This window comes from Saccharothrix hoggarensis (assembly GCF_052936025.1).
On record NZ_CP193624.1, the window covers coordinates 1,698,143 to 1,711,054 of the forward strand.

The following is a 12,912-nucleotide window of genomic DNA, read 5'->3' on the forward strand; positions in this document are numbered from 1 at the left end:
GACTTATCAGCGGTAGGGGTCGGATGATCGGCCCATGTCATTGAACGAGCAGGCCCGAGCGGTGCTGGACAAGCTCGCGGGCGCGCCTGCGCTGGAGGAGCTGACGGTCTTCGAGGCACGTCGGGCGCAATGGGGCTTCCTCGCGTTCCAGAGCGAGCCGGAACCGGTCGCGCGCGTCGCGCACCTCTACGTCCCCGGACCCACGGCCGACCTGCCCGCCCGGATCTACTACCCGGACGGCGACGGGCCGTTCCCGGCGATCGTGTTCCTGCACGGCAGCGGCTGGGTGACGTGCAACCTCGACGTCTACGACGTGGCGCTGCGCGCGCTGGCCAACGCCACCGGGCACGCGGTGTTCGCGGTGAACTACCAGAAGGCGCCCGAGCACCCGTTCCCCGTGCCGCTGGACGACTCGTACGCCGCCGCGGCCTGGCTGTTCGAGCACGCCGCCGACGTGGACGTGGACCCGGCGCGGATCGGGGTCATGGGCGACAGCGCGGGCGGCAACCTCGCCGCCGCCGTCGCCCTGCGGGCGCGTGGCGCGCTGGACCTCGCGTTCCAGGTGCTGGTGGCGCCGGCCCTCGACGTCGACTTCACCACCCCGTCCTACGTGGAGCACGCGACGGGGTACGCGCTGTCCGCGGCGACCATGCGCTGGTTCTGGTCGCACTACCTGGGGTCCGCGCCGGTCACCGGGGCCGCCGCGCCGCTGCGGGCGGACGTGGCCGGGCTGCCGCCGACGTTCGTCGCCGTGGCGGGCCACGATCCCGTGCGCGACGACGGCACGCGGTACGCGGCGAAGCTGGCCGACGCCGGCGTGCCCGTCCGGCTGCGGTCGTTCGACGGCACGATCCACCCGTTCGTGCTGATGGACGGCGTGCTGGACGAGTACCGCGCGCTGCTGGGCGAGCTGGCGACCTGGCTGGCCGAGGCGGGTGACCGGTGATGCCGCCCGCACTGGTCGCGCTGGCCATCGGCGCGTTCGGCATCGGCACCACGGAGTTCGTGATCGTGGGCCTGCTGCCGCAGGTGGCCGGTGATCTCGGGGTGTCGATCCCGTCGGCCGGGCTGCTCGTGTCCGGCTACGCGCTGAGCGTCGTGGTCGGCGCGCCGCTGATCACGGCGGGCGGGTCGCGGGTGCCGCGCAAGCAGCTGCTCGTCGGGCTGATGGGCCTGTTCATCCTCGGCAACCTGGTGTGCGCGGTCGCCGACGACTACGCCGTGCTGATGGCCGGACGGGTCGTCGCCGCGCTGTGCCACGGGGCGTTCTTCGGCGTCGGCTCGGTGGTGGCGGCCGGGCTGGTCGCGCCGGACCGGCGCGCGCGGGCCATCGCGCTGATGTTCACCGGGTTGACCGTGGCGAACGTGCTCGGCGTGCCGATGGGGACGGCGCTGGGGCAGGCGTTCGGCTGGCGGTCGACGTTCTGGGCGGTGACCGCGCTGGGCGTCGCCGGGCTGGTGGGGATCATCGCGCTGGTGCCGCCGCAGCCCGCGTCGACCGGGTTGCGCGGCGAGCTGGCCGTGTTCCGGCGACCCGGCGTGTGGCTGGCGCTGGTCACGACGGCGCTCGGGTTCGGCGCGGTGTTCGCGTCGTTCACCTACATCGCGCCGATGATGACCGAGGTCGCCGGGTTCGCGCCGGGCGCGGTGACGTGGCTGCTCGTGCTGTTCGGCGCGGGGCTGTTCGTGGGCAACGTGATCGGCGGGCGTGCGGCGGACCGCCGTCTCATGCCGAGCCTTTACGCGTTCCTGGGCGCGCTGGTGGTCGTGCTGGTGGTGTTCGCGTTCACCGCGCACTGGGCCGTCCCGGCGGCGATCACGATCGCGCTGCTCGGCGTGTTCGGGTTCGCGACCGTCGCGCCGTTGCAGGCCAGGGTGCTGGAGCAGGCGTCGGGCGCGCCCGCGCTCGCGTCGGCCGCGAACATCGCCGCGTTCAACCTCGGCAACGCCGCGGGCGCGTGGCTGGGTGGCGTGGCGATCGACGCCGGGTACGGCTACACCGCGCCCAACTGGGTCGGCGCGGGGCTCGCGCTGGCCGGGCTCGGGGTGGCGGTGCTGAGCGGCGTCAGCGGTCGAGCGCGTCGATCTCGTCCAGCAGTGACTGTTTGAGCTCGTCCGGCGCGAAGCTGGCCCGCACCCCGGCGCGGGCCAGCTCGGCCAGCTCACCTCGGCCGAGGCCGAACTCCTCGTGGCACAGCAGGTACTCGCGGTTCAGGTCGGTGTGGAACATCCCGGGGTCGTCCGTGGCGAGGGTGACCGGCACGCCCGCGTCGAGCAGCTTCGGCAACGGGTGGTCCGCCATCGCCGCGACGGCGCCCGTGCGGAGGTTGGAGGTGGGGCACACCTCCAGCGCGATCCCCTCGGCGGCGAGCCGGCGCAGCAGCTCGGGATCGGCCACCGCGTTGACGCCGTGGCCGACGCGCTCGGCGTGCAGGTCGTCGAGGGCTTCCCGGATCTGGTCGGGGCCGGTGGTCTCGCCCGCGTGCGGCACGCAGTGCAGGCCCGCGTCCCGCGCCAGGGTGAACGCCTCGCGGAACGCCCGGCGCGGCGCGTCCGCCTCGAACCCGCCGAGGCCGAAGCCGACCGTGCCCGGCGGGCGGTGGGTGATCGCGTACTTCGCGCTGGTGAGGCCGAAGTCGCGGTCCCACAGGCCGGGGATGTCGAACACCCACGCCAGCTCGACGCCGTGCTCCGCCCTGGCCCGCTCGCGGCTCGTGGCCAGCGCCTCGTCCAGCTCCTCCGGCGCGATGCCCGCGCGCAGGTGGCTCGTCGCGCTCACCGTCACCTCGGCGTACCGGACGTTGCGCCGGGCCTGCTCCTCGGCCAGCCCCAGCACCAGCGCGGCGACGTCGTCGCCCGTGGTGACCAGGTCGTTCACCGCCGCGTAGACGTCGATGAAGTGCCCGAAGTCGGTGAACTCGTAGAACCGGCGCAGCTCCGCCTCGTCGGTCGGGACGGCGTTCCGCGGGTGTCGGCGGGCGAGGGCGAGGACGGTTTCGGGGGACGCCGACCCGACGAGGTGGACGTGCAGCTCCACCTTGGGCAGCGCGGCGATGAATTCACGCATGGCCCGGGCGAGTCTGCACAGGTCCCACGCGCTGGTCAAGGGGCCGATCGTCGGGTCTTCGGCAGGTGTCCACTGTGGACGCGCGGCCCGCTTGACAGCGTTGTGCCGCAGGGGAAGGGTCTGCCCGAAACCTGTCCTAGACATGATGGGGGTTCCGTCGTGAAGGGTGCTCGGAGAGCCGCGGTGCTCGCCGCTCTGGTCACGTTGCCACTGGGGTCGATCCCCGCGGTGGCGGTTGCCGCGCCGGAAGGCCCGGTGTTCGTCGGCGGCGAGGCGCAGCCCGTCTTCGACCCGAAGGACGTGGTGCGCGAGAGCCTGTGGGTGCGCGCCCCGGTCGACAGCGATCGCGACGGTCGCGACGACGAGGTCTACACCGAGGTGGTGCGCCAGACGGCCACCGACCGGGGCCTGAAGGTGCCGGTCGTGTTCCTCAACAGCCCGTACTTCTCCGGCGGCAACGACGTGGCCAACCACGACGTCGACGTGGAGCTGTACGTGCCCAACCGCCGCGGCGGGTACGACAAGCGCGACGGTTCCGTGCTGAAGGCCGAGGCGGACGAGCGCATCGCCGCCGCCGTCGGGCCGAACCCGGGGCCGATCCGGTCCGGGCGGTACGAGGACTACTTCCTCGCCCGCGGCTTCGCCATGGTCTACGCCGAGTCGCTCGGCACCGGCAAGTCCTCCGGCTGCCCGACGTCGGGCGGGGTCAACGAGACCATCGGCTCGAAGTCCGTGGTCGACTGGCTCAACGGCCGCACCACCGCGCGCGACGCCGCCGGCGCCCCCGTCGTGGCCGACTGGACCACCGGCAAGGTCGGCATGATGGGCGTGTCGTACAACGGCACCCTGCCGAACGCGGTCGCGTCGACCGGCGTGGAGGGGCTGGAGGCCATCGTGCCGATCGCCGCCATCTCCAGCTGGTACGACTACTACCGGGCCGACGGCGCGGTCGTCGCGCCCGGCACGTACCAGGGCGAGGACCTGGACGTGCTGGCCGAGTACGTCTACACGCGCGCCGACCGGGAGATCTGCAAGCCGGTGATCGCCGACGTGGCCGCGAAGCAGGACCGCGTGACCGGCGACTACAGCCCGTTCTGGGACGAGCGCAACTACGTCAAGGACGCCTCGAAGGTGCGGGCCGCAGTGCTGGCCGTGCACGGGTTGAGCGACTGGAACGTCAAGGTCAAGCACGTCGCCCAGTGGTACGAGGCGCTGCGCCGGCACGGCGTCGAGCACAAGATCTGGCTGCACCAGGCCGGGCACACCGACCCCGACACGCTGCGGTCGGCGGAGTGGCGGCGCACGATCAACCGCTGGTTCTCCCACTACCTGTACGGGATCGACAACGGCATCGAGCGCGAGCCGAAGGCGACGATCCAGCGCGAGGACAAGACCACCTGGGTGGACGAGGCCGACTGGCCCGCGCCCGGCACGTCCGACGTCCGCCTGCACCCGTGGGCGGGTGGCTCGGCCAAGGGCGCGCTGCGGTTCGAGTCGGTGCCGGGCGGCTCGGTGGTCGAGTCGTTGCGCGACGACTCGTCCAAGCTCGCCGAGGACCTCGTCGACCTGCCCGCCTCGGGGAACCGCCTGTCGTACGCGACGCGGCCGACCGCGGAGCCGCTCCGGTTCTCCGGCGTCGCGCGGGTCGACCTGGCGATCTCGTTCGACCGGCCGGCGGCCAACGTGACCGCACTGCTGGTGGACCGGGCGCCGGACGGCACGTCGCACGTGATCACGCGGGGGTGGACGGACCCGCAGAACCGCGTGTCGCCGTCCCGGACGAAGCCGATCGAGCCGGGCAAGCAGTACCGGGTCGAGGTGGAGCTGGAGCCGAACGACTACGTGGTCCCGTCTGGTCACAGCGTGGAATTCGTGCTGATCTCTTCTGACCACGACTACACGCTGCGGCCGCGGCCCGGCGCGGGCCTGTCGATCGACCTCACGTCGACGGTCGTGGAGCTGCCCGTGGTCGGCGGCGCGAGCGCGTTGCGCCGATCGGTCGGTTAGAAACTAATTCACTAAGTATCTACCTGGAAAGTCTTCCACTTACCGGCGCGGTTGTGATCGGATCTTCGCCACAGTCGTCAAGGAGGTGGCAGATGAGCCGTATCCGACGTGCGTTCGTCGCGGCCCTGGTAGCGCCGCTGGTCGGCCTCGTCCTCACGCAGGGCGAGGCCGTCGCGGCGCCCGCGTTCCAGATGCCGTTCCCGTGCGGGCAGGTGTGGGAGGGTCAGACCCGGACCGGCCACAGCCCGGCCAACGCGGTGGACCTGAACCGCGCCAACGACCTCGGCGACGCCGTCGTGGCGTCGGCCGGCGGCACCGTGACGCGGGTGGCGAACGAGGGCAGCACCAGCTACGGCCGGTGGATCGAGATCGGTCACGGCGGTGGCTGGACCACCCGTTACGCGCACCTGTCCGTGCAGCGGGTGAGCGTCGGGCAGGCCGTCACGCGGGGTCAGCGCATCGGCGACGTCGGCTCCACCGGCGGGTCGAGCGGCCCGCACCTGCACTTCGAGGAGCGGCTCAACGGCGTGGCCCAGCGGATCGTGTTCAACGGCTCGCAGATCTTCTACTGGGGCACCCGCAACTACACCAGCCGCAACTGCTGATCGGTCCGACCGGGCTGATCCGCGCGGTCGAGGTGGCACTGCGCCGTTCGGTTGGTTAGGGATTAATTCACGAACTGAACACTTGGTAAGTCTTCCACTTTGACGGGTGGTCGTGGTCCGATCTCCACACCATTCGTCAAGGAGGTGGCAGATGATCCGACGCGTGTTCATCACGGCCCTGGTGGCGCCGCTGATCGGCCTCGTCCTCACGCAGGGCGAGGCCGCGGCGGCGCCCGCGTTCCAGATGCCGTTCCCCTGCGGGCAGGTGTGGGAAGGCCAGACGCGGACCGGCCACAGCCCGGCCAACTCGGTGGACTTCAACCGCACCAACGACGACGGCGACCCGGTGGTCGCGTCGGCCGGCGGAACGGTGACGCGCGTGGCGAACGAGGGCACCACCAGCTACGGGCGGTGGATCGAGATCGACCACGGCTCCGGCTGGCGCACCCGGTACGCGCACCTGTCCGCGCAGCGCGTGTCGGTCGGGCAGTCCGTCCGGATCGGCCAGCAGATCGGCAACGTCGGCTCCACCGGCGGGTCGAGCGGCCCGCACCTGCACTTCGAGCAGCGGCTCAACGGCGTCGACCAGAAGATCGTGTTCAACGGGACGCAGATCTACTACTGGGGCACCCGCAGCTACACCAGCCGCAACTCCTGCACCAGCGGCGTGACCGGGACCGTCGGCACCGACAGCGGCGCGTCCGTGACCGTCCGCTCCGGGCCCGGCACGCAGTACGCGGCCGTCGGCTCGGTCGCCGACGGCGCCACCGTGACCATCCGGTGCCAGACCCGCGGCGAGACGGTGACCGGCAAGTACGGCACCACCAGCCTGTGGGACCACATCGGCTCGGGTTACATCTCCGACGCCTACGTGTACACGGGTTCGGACGGCCAGGTGGCCCCGAACTGCTGAGTTCCCGCAGGTCACGAGCTCGACGACGGTCGCCCTCGGTTCGCCGGGGGCGACCGTTCGCGAGTTGTCCACAGATCCGGGTACGCCCCTGGCCCGCTTCGCCGCCGTTCGCCACAGTCGAACCCATGACGAAGCTCCTGCCCCCGCCGCCACCCCCGCCCGCCGCGCGCCTCGTGGACGCCGGGAACGTGATCGCCGCCGTGCCGCACCTGCTCGGCTTCCACCCGGCCGACTCGCTGGTCGTGCTCGTGCTGCGGGCCGGTGACGTGGCGATGGGCCTGCGCGTCGACCTGCCGTCGCCGGCGCGGCCGGGCCGCGTGGCCAAGCTGATCGCCGGGCCGCTGGCGCGGTGCCGTGACGCCACCGCGGTCGTCGTCGTGGTCGGCGGCGGCTCCGGCGACCCGCCCGAGCACCTGCCGCACGCCGCCGTGGTCGACGAGGTGGACGACGCCCTGCACGCCGCGCGCGTCCCGTTGGTGCTGGCGGTGTGGACCCGTGCCGTCGTGAAGGGGGAGGCGTGGTTCGACTACCACGACGCGGGCACGCACGGCACCGTCACCGACCCGACGAGCACCGCGTTGGCGGCGGCGTCGGCCGCGGACGGCTTCGTCACCCACGCCAGCCGCGAGGCCATGGCCGAGCTGCTCGCCCCCGACCCGCCCGAAGCCCTGTCCCGCCGGGCCGCCCTGCTGAACCGACGTGCCGCCAACGCCCCGCCCGTGGCGGACGGCGCCGTGCCGCCGAGCCACCTCGACCTGATCCACGCCGAGGTGGTGCGTGCGGCGGGGCGCAAGCGTTCGCTCACCGACGACGAGGTGGCGGACCTGGCGCACGCCCTGTCGAACCCGTGGACGCGCGATGCCAGCCTCGGCTACTGCGTGGGCGAGCACGCGCTGGGCGCCGAGGTCCTGTGGACGGAACTGACCCGGGCCAGTCCCGCGCCGGAGCGCGCCGAACCGGCCACCCTGTTGGCGTTCTCGGCGTACATCCGGGGGCAGGGAACCTTGGCGTCGCTCGCCTTGGAGCGAGCCGAGGAAGCCCACCCGGGGCACCGGTTGACGGAACTCCTGCGGGCCGCCCTGAACACCGGTCTACCGCCGGAACAACTGCGAGAACTGGCCGAACACGCGGCGGGAGCCACCTGGACCACCCCGCCCAGCCCTTGACCCACCCACCACCGAGTCCTGGGGGACCCGCGGCAGCCCCAGAACAACCCGGACCGCCGGCCCAACCCACCACCGGCCCAACCGGACCCGAACGGCGGCCGGCTCAACCTGGCTGGCGGCCCAACCCGACCGCCGGCCAACCCACCACCTGGCGTCGAGTACCGCTGCTGGGTGCTGAACGCCGGGTGGCGGGTGGCGGGTGTTGGGAGGTCGGCTGGCTGGTGGTCCCTAGACGAGTTCCGGGCGCTGCCAGGGCTCGCCGAGCACGTGCTCCGCCAGGAACGCGAAGATCGTCTCGTACCAGACCTTGGCGTTGCCGGGCGTCAGGATCCAGTGGCCCTCGGTGGGGAAGTACAGGAACTTCGCCGGCACCCCGTGCCGCACGAGGTCGAAGTAGAGCCGCTGCCCCTCGGTGACCGGGACCCGGTAGTCCTTGTCGCCGTGGATCACGAGCATCGGCGTCTTGATGTCCGCCACCCGCAGGTGCGGCGAGTACGCCCGCACCCGCTCCTGCGCCCGAAGGGGGTCGCCCATCTCGCGAATCCAGTAGTACGCGTCGTCCGTGGTCCCGGTGAACGCGTCCAGGTGCCACAACGACGCGTGCGTCACGATCGCCTTGAACCGGTCGGTCTGCGTCGCGATCCAGTTCGCCATGTACCCGCCGAACGACCCGCCCATGGCGGCCGTCCGCGACTCGTCCACGTCGTCCCGCCGCACGGCCACGTCGGTGATCGCCACCAGGTCCGTGTACGGCTTGCCGCCCCACGCACCCCACCCGGCGCGCACGAAGTCGTGCCCGTACCCGATCGACAGCGCCGGGTCGGGCAGCAGCACGGCGTACCCGCGCGCGGCCATCAGCCACGGGTTCCAGCGCCAGCTCCACCCGCTCCAACTCATGAGAGGACCGCCGTGCACCCACAACAACAACGGCGCCGGGCGCTCGGCCGACGCGCCCGCCGGCAGCACCAGCCACGCGCGCACCGTCCGACCGTCCTCGACCACCGTGTCGACCTCGGTCAACGTCCCCGGCAGCGACTCGACCGCACCGGGGGCGGGCAGGGCGACGGCCTCCTGGTCCGCCCCGGACGCGGACAGCCGCACGGGCTGCGGCGGGTGGTCCCAGGCGTTGCGCAGGGCGTACACCCAGGCGCTGTCCGGGCTCACCCGCACGTCCGTGTAGGCGCCGGACGCGGTCAGCTTGACCACCTCGCCGGACGCCAGGTCGAGCTTCCAGATCGGCTGGTGCCCCCGGTGGCTGCTGGTGAAGTACACCGACGCGCCGTCCGGGCTCACCACCGGGTGCTCAGGCTCCTCGGGGAAGTCCACCGCCAGGTCCTCGACCTCGCCGGCCAGGTCGATGCGCACCAGCGTGCGCGTCCACGGCCGGTCGGCCGTCGAGTCGAGCGACCGCACGGCCACCACGCCCGACGAGTCCGGCAGGAACGTCGGCTGCTGGAACGAGTGGCCCTCGCGGTCGGCCGGCACGCGGTCCACGGCGCCGTCCGCGGACGTCAGCCGGAACCGGGTGCGCGTGCCGTAGGACGCGCTCACCGGCACCTTCTCGGTGTGCACGACCCACCGCCCGTCCGGGCTGATGGCGGGGGAGCCGTCCAGCCGCGCGGCGGCGCTGGGCGTCAGGTCCACCAGGTCCGACGCCGGGTCGACGCGCTCGCTGTCCGCGCCGACCGGCGACGTGGTCGCGAGCAGCCGCGGGAAGCTCGGGCCGAGGTCCGCGTCCCAGTACCGCACGGGGTACGACTCGTGCAGGATCGCGGTCACCCCGGCGTCCTCGCGCGCCTTGCGCAGCTCCTCGTCCTGCTCGCCGAACTCGGCGGTCGGGTGCGCGCCCGACGCGATCAGCACCGTGCCCGACTCCCGCGCCACCGCGAACTCCGCCACGCCGCCGGCGGGGCGGCACAGCTGCCGCGCCTCACCGGTGGCGGGCAGCAGCCACAGCGCCGCCTTGTCCTTGGCCACCTTGCTCTCCGCCGGCCCGGCGTCCGGGTCGGGCCGCGACGACACGAACAGCAGCGAGCCGTCCGGCGTGAAGGCGGGAGCCGACGCGCCCTTCGCGCCGCGGGTCAGCCGCCGCGCGGGGCGCTCGCCGGAGGGGTCGACCTCCCACAGCGCTCCCTGCCACGTCTTGCCGTCCGGCGCGAGCGTCGCCACCGAGGTGACGAGCCGGGTGCCGTCCGGGGACAGCGCCAGCGAGGAGATCCGCGGCATCCCGGCGTAGGCGGTCAGGTCGCCGAAGCCGGCCTCGGTGATCCCGCCTGCCATCACGCCCCCTGTCGTGACCTGGTGAAGTCCCACGCGTCGCGCACGATGCCGACCATGTCCACGCGCTCGGGCTTCCAGCCCAGCTCGGCGCGGGCGCGCTCGCTTCCGGCCACCAGGGACGCCGGGTCGCCGGCGCGGCGCGGGGCCACGTCCGCCGGGATCGGGTGCCCGGTCACCTCGCGGCACGCGTCGATGACCTGCTTCACCGAGAAGCCGAGGCCGTTGCCCAGGTTGTAGATCTTGTGCTGACCGGCGGTCGCGTGCTCCAGCGCGCGCAGGTGCGCGTCGGCCAGGTCGAGGACGTGGATGTAGTCGCGGACGCACGTGCCGTCCTCGGTCGGCCAGTCGTCGCCGTAGACCTGCACGCGTTCGCGCTGGCCCAGCGCGACCTGCAGGACGATCGGGATGAGGTGCGTCTCGACCCCGTGCCGCTCGCCGTACCGGCCGTACGCGCCGGCCACGTTGAAGTACCGCAGCGACACGGCGGCCAGGCCGTGCGCGGCCGCGTACGAGGTGATGGCGTGGTCGATCGCGAGCTTCGTCGCGCCGTAGGTGTTCGTGGGACGGGTGGGCGCGGTCTCCGCGATCGGCACCTCCTCCGGCTCGCCGTACGTCGCGGCGGTGGAGGAGAACACCAGGCGGGGGGTGCCGTGCTCGCGCATGGCGTCCAGCAGCCGCAGCGACGTGACCACGTTGCCGTGCCAGTACTTCGCCGGGTCCTGCATGGACTCGCCGACCAGCGACTTGGCGGCGAAGTGCAGGACGCCGTCGAAGCCCTCGGCCAGCACGCCGCCGATCGCCTCGTCGATGCCCGCCTCGACCAGCCGGACGCCGTCCGGCACCGCGTCCGCGTGCCCGGTGGACAGGTCGTCCAGCACGACCACCTCGTGCCCCGACTCGGCCAACGTGGCCGCGCACACGCTGCCCACGTACCCGGCACCGCCCGTGACGAGCAACTTCACCCTGCAACCCCGCTCTCTAGCCGACCATCAATTGTCACGGCCCGCGCCCGCCGAGGGCACGGCCGTGAAGATCCTCGGTGTCGTCCACCCGCGCCGCGCGAAGGCCGCGAAGACCCGGCGCGCCACGTCGTCGTGCCGGTCCACCGGCACCAGCGCGATCGCCGAACCGCCGAAGCCGCCGCCGACCATGCGCGCGCCCAGCGCGCCCGCCGCCTTGGCGGCGTCCACGGCGACGTCCAGTTCCGGCGCCGACACCTCGTAGTCGTCGCGCAGCGACGCGTGCGACGCGTCGAGCAGCGGCCCCAGCTCGGCCAGCCGGCCGGCGCGCAGCAGCTCGACGGAGTCCAGCACCCGCTCGTTCTCCGTAACCACGTGCCGCACCAGCGGGCGCAGCTCCTCCGGCAGCCGGGCAAGCGCGCCGTCCAGCTCGCTCACGTCGACGTCCCGCAACGCGGGCACGCCGAGGATCGAAGCCGCCCGCTCGCAGCCCGCCCGACGCGCGCCGTAGCCGCCGTCGGTGTGGGAGTGGCTGGCCCGCGTGTCGACCACCAGCACTTCGAGGCCGTGCTCGGCCGCGTCGAACGGCACCTGCCCGGCCTTGAACGACCGCACGTCGAGGAACAGCACGTGCGCCTCGGTGCAGCACAGCGACGCGGTCTGGTCGAGCAACCCGGTGGGCGCGCCGACGAAGTCGTTCTCCGCGCGCTGCACCCACCGCGCGATCTGCGGCAGGTCGTCGGCGGGACGGTCGGCGAGCCCGAGCAGCGCGAGCGCCACCGCGCACTCCAGCGCGTGCGACGAGGACAGGCCCGCGCCCGCCGGCACGTCACCGGCGATCACGAGGTTCGCGCCGCCGGTCACGCCCTGCCCGCGCAGCACCCACGCCACGCCCGCCGGGTAGGCGGACCAGCCGGTCGACGCGCCCGGTTCCAGCTCGGCCACGGCGACCGGCGACGCCTGCTGCACGGCGCCGTCGTCACCGACGGTCGCCACGTGCAGCATGCCGTCGTCACGGGGCGACGCGGCCACCGCCGTCCGGTGCGGCAACGCGAACGGCAGCACGAAACCGTCGTTGTAGTCGGTGTGCTCCCCGATCAGGTTCACCCGACCGGGTGCGGACCAGACGCCCGCGGGCGCGACGCCGTGCAACCGGGTGAACGCGGCTGACGCGCGTCGCGCCGGGCTCACCGCGCCTGCACCAGGACGGCGTGCGCCACCGCCGGGTCCAGCTCGGCGACCGTGCCGTTGCCGCGCACCTGGATGACCTTCGCGCCGCCGAGCGAGTCGATCTCGACCGTGCCGCCCGGCACCACGCCGGCGGCCTTCAGCTCGGCCATCAGGTCGGGGTCCAGCTGCACGTGCTCGGCGATCCGGCGCACCTCGACGCGACCGCCGCCGCGCCGGGCCACCTCGTCGACGCGCACGAGGTCCGCCTCGGCGGCCGGGGCCGGCTCGCCGTCGCCCAACTTGTCCAGACCGGGGATCGGGTTGCCGTAGGGCGAGGTGGTGGGGTTGCCGAGGAGCTTCACCAGCTTGCGCTCGACGGCCTCGCTCATGACGTGCTCCCAGCGGCACGCCTCGCTGTGCACGTGCTCCCACTCCAGGCCGATGATGTCGACCAGCAGCCGCTCGGCGAGCCGGTGCTTGCGCATGACCGCGATGGCGAGGTTGCGGCCCTGCTCGGTCAGCTCCAGGTGGCGGTCGTCCGCCACGATGACGAGACCGTCGCGTTCCATCCGGCCCACGGTCTGGCTGACCGTCGGACCGCTCTGCGCCAGCCGCTCGGCGATCCGCGCGCGCAGGGGCACCACGCCCTCTTCTTCGAGCTCGTAGATCGTGCGGAGGTACATCTCGGTAGTGTCGATGAGCTCGTTCACACCCGCTCCCCTTCGTATGGCGTCAATGCTAGTCG

At 73.0% G+C, this 12,912-nt stretch carries 11 protein-coding genes; 6 read left to right on the forward strand and 5 right to left on the reverse strand.

What is annotated here, in order from left to right; translation table 11 throughout:
• Positions 1-34: 34 nt before the first annotated feature.
• A complete protein-coding gene (locus ACRAKH_RS08355) occupies positions 35-946 on the forward strand; it encodes an alpha/beta hydrolase (protein WP_380719884.1) in 912 nt (303 codons plus the stop codon).
• Positions 946-2,109, forward strand: a complete 1,164-nt coding sequence (locus ACRAKH_RS08360; RefSeq protein WP_380719882.1) for an MFS transporter — start codon at positions 946-948, stop codon at positions 2,107-2,109. Before ACRAKH_RS08355 ends, ACRAKH_RS08360 begins: the two co-directional genes overlap by 1 nt.
• On the opposite strand, the gene add is transcribed toward ACRAKH_RS08360, so the two are convergent.
• Entirely contained in the window at positions 2,066-3,067 is a 1,002-nt protein-coding gene (add, locus tag ACRAKH_RS08365) for an adenosine deaminase (RefSeq protein WP_380719926.1), read from the reverse strand. The genes ACRAKH_RS08360 and add overlap by 44 nt on opposite strands.
• A 159-nt stretch (positions 3,068-3,226) precedes the next feature.
• On the opposite strand from add, the gene ACRAKH_RS08370 reads away from it, so the two are divergent.
• The 4 genes from ACRAKH_RS08370 to ACRAKH_RS08385 all read left to right on the forward strand — a co-directional run bounded on the left by ACRAKH_RS08370 (position 3,227) and on the right by ACRAKH_RS08385 (position 7,758).
• Positions 3,227-5,074, forward strand: a complete 1,848-nt coding sequence (locus ACRAKH_RS08370; protein WP_380719880.1) for a Xaa-Pro dipeptidyl-peptidase — start codon at positions 3,227-3,229, stop codon at positions 5,072-5,074.
• Between the two features lie 92 nt (positions 5,075-5,166).
• Positions 5,167-5,679, forward strand: coding sequence for a M23 family metallopeptidase (locus tag ACRAKH_RS08375; RefSeq protein ID WP_380719878.1), 513 nt, complete (start codon positions 5,167-5,169; stop codon positions 5,677-5,679).
• Between the two features lie 151 nt (positions 5,680-5,830).
• The gene (locus ACRAKH_RS08380; protein WP_380719876.1) at positions 5,831-6,592 is read left to right on the forward strand and encodes a peptidoglycan DD-metalloendopeptidase family protein; all 762 of its coding nucleotides are present in this window, start codon (positions 5,831-5,833) and stop codon (positions 6,590-6,592) included.
• 125 nt (positions 6,593-6,717) lie between these two features.
• The gene (locus ACRAKH_RS08385) at positions 6,718-7,758 is read left to right on the forward strand and encodes a DUF4192 domain-containing protein (protein WP_380719873.1); all 1,041 of its coding nucleotides are present in this window, start codon (positions 6,718-6,720) and stop codon (positions 7,756-7,758) included.
• A 228-nt stretch (positions 7,759-7,986) separates the two neighbouring features.
• On the opposite strand, the gene ACRAKH_RS08390 is transcribed toward ACRAKH_RS08385, so the two are convergent.
• From ACRAKH_RS08390 to ACRAKH_RS08405, 4 genes are read right to left on the reverse strand one after another with little or no spacing between them, the layout of a single operon-like run.
• A complete protein-coding gene (locus tag ACRAKH_RS08390) occupies positions 7,987-10,038 on the reverse strand; it encodes a S9 family peptidase (protein WP_380719871.1) in 2,052 nt (683 codons plus the stop codon).
• The gene (galE, locus tag ACRAKH_RS08395) at positions 10,038-11,000 is read right to left on the reverse strand and encodes a UDP-glucose 4-epimerase GalE (protein ID WP_380719869.1); all 963 of its coding nucleotides are present in this window, start codon (positions 10,998-11,000) and stop codon (positions 10,038-10,040) included. The genes ACRAKH_RS08390 and galE overlap by 1 nt, the downstream gene beginning before the upstream one ends.
• A 27-nt stretch (positions 11,001-11,027) precedes the next feature.
• On the reverse strand, positions 11,028-12,188 hold the full coding sequence (gene galK, locus ACRAKH_RS08400; RefSeq protein ID WP_380719866.1) for a galactokinase: 1,161 nt from the start codon (positions 12,186-12,188) through the stop codon (positions 11,028-11,030).
• Entirely contained in the window at positions 12,185-12,877 is a 693-nt protein-coding gene (locus ACRAKH_RS08405) for a metal-dependent transcriptional regulator (RefSeq protein WP_380719864.1), read from the reverse strand. Before ACRAKH_RS08405 ends, galK begins: the two co-directional genes overlap by 4 nt.
• Positions 12,878-12,912: the final 35 nt, after the last annotated feature.

What these genes read in the sequence shown, in the direction of transcription:
- ACRAKH_RS08360 (WP_380719882.1), top strand. Translation starts at nt 946, where the DNA reads ATGCCGCCCGCACTGGTCGCGCTGGCCATCGGCGCGTTCGGCATCGGC.
- ACRAKH_RS08375 (WP_380719878.1), top strand. Translation starts at nt 5,167, where the DNA reads ATGAGCCGTATCCGACGTGCGTTCGTCGCGGCCCTGGTAGCGCCGCTG.
- add (WP_380719926.1), bottom strand. Translation starts at nt 3,067, where the DNA reads ATGCGTGAATTCATCGCCGCGCTGCCCAAGGTGGAGCTGCACGTCCAC.
- ACRAKH_RS08355 (WP_380719884.1), top strand. Translation starts at nt 35, where the DNA reads ATGTCATTGAACGAGCAGGCCCGAGCGGTGCTGGACAAGCTCGCGGGC.
- ACRAKH_RS08390 (WP_380719871.1), bottom strand. Translation starts at nt 10,038, where the DNA reads ATGGCAGGCGGGATCACCGAGGCCGGCTTCGGCGACCTGACCGCCTAC.
- ACRAKH_RS08380 (WP_380719876.1), top strand. Translation starts at nt 5,831, where the DNA reads ATGATCCGACGCGTGTTCATCACGGCCCTGGTGGCGCCGCTGATCGGC.
- ACRAKH_RS08385 (WP_380719873.1), top strand. Translation starts at nt 6,718, where the DNA reads ATGACGAAGCTCCTGCCCCCGCCGCCACCCCCGCCCGCCGCGCGCCTC.